Origin of the sequence: Phenylobacterium sp. (assembly GCF_036263695.1) — a bacterium.
GTDB lineage: Bacteria > Pseudomonadota > Alphaproteobacteria > Caulobacterales > Caulobacteraceae > Phenylobacterium.
The window spans coordinates 1-2,268 of the sequence record NZ_DATAGM010000228.1 but is presented as its reverse complement, the minus strand read 5'-3'; the positions used below and the strand labels follow the sequence as shown (position 1 = coordinate 2,268).

General features: G+C 70.6%; 4 protein-coding genes and 1 pseudogene. All 5 read left to right on the top strand.

What is annotated here, in order from left to right; translation table 11 throughout:
* Window positions 1-565 (top strand): MFS transporter (locus VHK87_RS09355; RefSeq protein ID WP_329634630.1); only part of this gene is annotated, 565 nt, incomplete at its 5' end.
* Window positions 562-1,176, top strand: coding sequence for a glutathione S-transferase family protein (locus VHK87_RS09350; RefSeq protein ID WP_329634629.1), 615 nt, complete (start codon window positions 562-564; stop codon window positions 1,174-1,176). The genes VHK87_RS09355 and VHK87_RS09350, both read left to right, overlap by 4 nt.
* A gap of 95 nt (window positions 1,177-1,271) precedes the next feature.
* Entirely contained in the window at window positions 1,272-1,523 is a 252-nt protein-coding gene (locus VHK87_RS09345) for a hypothetical protein (RefSeq protein WP_329634628.1), read from the top strand.
* Between the two features lie 86 nt (window positions 1,524-1,609).
* Window positions 1,610-1,858 carry a hypothetical protein gene (locus VHK87_RS09340; protein ID WP_329634627.1) on the top strand — a complete coding sequence of 83 codons (249 nt, stop codon included), beginning with the start codon at window positions 1,610-1,612 and terminating at the stop codon, window positions 1,856-1,858.
* A gap of 82 nt (window positions 1,859-1,940) precedes the next feature.
* Window positions 1,941-2,268 (top strand): annotated as a pseudogene (locus VHK87_RS09335) (serine protease); the annotation flags it as partial.

Sequence of the window (2,268 nt, the reverse complement as noted above, 5' to 3'; positions counted from 1 at the left end):
CCTCTACCAGCTGGCTCACATGGTCTATCCGGCCATCTTCGTCCTCTACATGGGCCACCGCTACGGCTGGTCGCCGGCGCTGATCGGCCTCAGCATGATGGTCTCGGGCATCCTGGGCGTGCTGGTGCAGACCTTCCTGGTCGGGCCGACGGTGCAGAGGGTGGGCGAACGCGGCGCGCTGCTGCTGGGCGCCGCCTGCGGGGCCACGGGCATGGCCATCTACGGCTGGGCGCCCGCGCCTTGGGCCTACTTCGCCGCCATGCCGTTCGCGGCGTTGATGGCGCTCGTGATCCCAGGTCTCCAGGGGATGATGACCCGGCGCGTCGGACCGCATGAGCAGGGCCAGCTGCAGGGAGCGAACCAGGGGCTGACCGGGATCGCCGCGCTGGCGGGCCCGGTTCTGTTTGGCCTGACCTTCGCCTGGTCGCTGCGCCACGAGGCGCTGCTGCAGGCGCCGGGCCTGGCCATTTACATCGCCGCCGGCCTGATGGTGCTGGCGTTCGTCATCGCGCTGCGGACCGCCAGGGCGCCGCGGCCGGAGCTTTCAAAGGAGCTAGTCGGATGAGCGAGGAAATCGTCTTCTATCACAATCCGCAGTCCCGGGCCGCGATGGTCCACATGATGCTGGAGGAGTGCGGGGCGAACTACCGGATCGTGCCGATCGACTTTTCCAAGGGCGAGCACAAGACGCCGGACTTCCTGAAGCTCAACCCCATGGGCAAGCTGCCGACCATCGTCCACAGCGGCGTGGTGGTGACCGAGACCCCGGCGATCATCGCCTACCTGGCCGACCTCTATCCGCAGGCGGGTCTCGCCCCGCCGATCGGGGATCCGGCGCGGGGGACCTATTACCGCTGGCTATTCTTCGGCGGCAGCTGCTTCGAGCCGGCGATCCTGGACACCGCCACCAAGCGGCCGGCGCCGGATCCCGGCATGGCCGGCTACGGCAGCTACGAGCACGTCCTGAACGCCCTGAAGACAGCGCTGACGCCGGGGCCCTGGCTGCTGGGCGAGCGCTACAGCGCCGCCGACGTCTATGTGGGCTCGGAGCTGAACTGGGCGATGATGTTCGGCGCCCCGGGCCTGAAGGGCGAGAAGGTGTTCGACGACTACGTCGCCAGGATCACCGCGCGGGAGGCCTACAAGAAGGTCGCGGGCGCCGCGGCGGTCGCCTAGGCCTCGATGTACGCGCGCCTCAGTCTGGGTAGCGGCGGGCGGCGTAGAGCTCGGCTTTAAGGCCCTCTTCACCGACGCACGATTCAACTCGCCTCATGAAGTCTGCTCGTACCCAGCCCGCGTTCGACCACGGCGCCGCCCTGCGCGTCCCCCCGGCCCACGACTCCCGCAGCTGGGGAAAGCTGTGGCAGTGGCTTGGCGAGGACGGCCAGGCGGTGGAGGAGCCGGGCACGGTTCGGGTGGCGACGCCGGACGGCTGGGCCATCGCCTGCCCCGGCGACTGGATCGTGCTGTCGGTGAGCGGCCGCTTCTACGTCGCCCACGGCCGGCGATCGCTCGACGCCTGAGGTCTTGCGCCTCATCCGAGGGAAACCGATCTAGGAGACGCCGAGCTGCGCAGGCGCGCAGCCGCAACTTCCTTATGGGCCCCGCCGTGACCGAGCCGCGCAAGACATTGCAGGAGCTGTTGGGACTTCCCAGCGAGGTCCCACAGATGGACGCCCACGACACCATCAGCCACTTCCGCAGACGGGTGGAGCGGAACAAGACCCGGCGACGGCGCGACGGCGATCCGCCGGCCGCGCTGCCGGTCCCCGCCCTCCCACGAGGTGGCGGCGGCCTCTGCGGCGGCGCGACGGCGCCGATCCCGCCCCCCGACCAGCTCGCCGACGCCGTCCGCTGACCGCGGCTCGTTCAGCTCGCCTTCATGGCGCCCGAAATATCGAGGCAGTTCCGCCCGCTACATCGGCTTCCTAGGAGATTCCATGCGCGCGCGCCGCGTCCTGATCCCGCTCCTCGCCGCCGCCGCCGCGACCTCGCCGGCGGCCGCCCAGCCCGCCATGTCCAGCCCGACCCGCGCGGTCCCGGCCAGCGCCGCGGCGCTGAAGACCAGCTTCGCGCCCGTCGTGCAGAAGGCCGCGCCGGCGGTGGTCAACATCTCGGCCAAGCGGCTGGTGCGTCAGACCGACCCCTTCTGGGAGCTGTTCGGCCTCGGCGCGCCGCGGGGGCGGGTCGAAGGCTCGCTGGGCTCGGGCGTGATCGTGCGGGCGGACGGCGTGGTGATCACCAATAACCACGTGGTCCAGGGCGGGC

Bases quoted from the DNA above. Each gene is read 5' to 3' on its own strand.
- VHK87_RS09350 (WP_329634629.1), top strand. From the start codon at position 562: ATGAGCGAGGAAATCGTCTTCTATCACAATCCGCAGTCCCGGGCCGCG.
- VHK87_RS09345 (WP_329634628.1), top strand. From the start codon at position 1,272: ATGAAGTCTGCTCGTACCCAGCCCGCGTTCGACCACGGCGCCGCCCTG.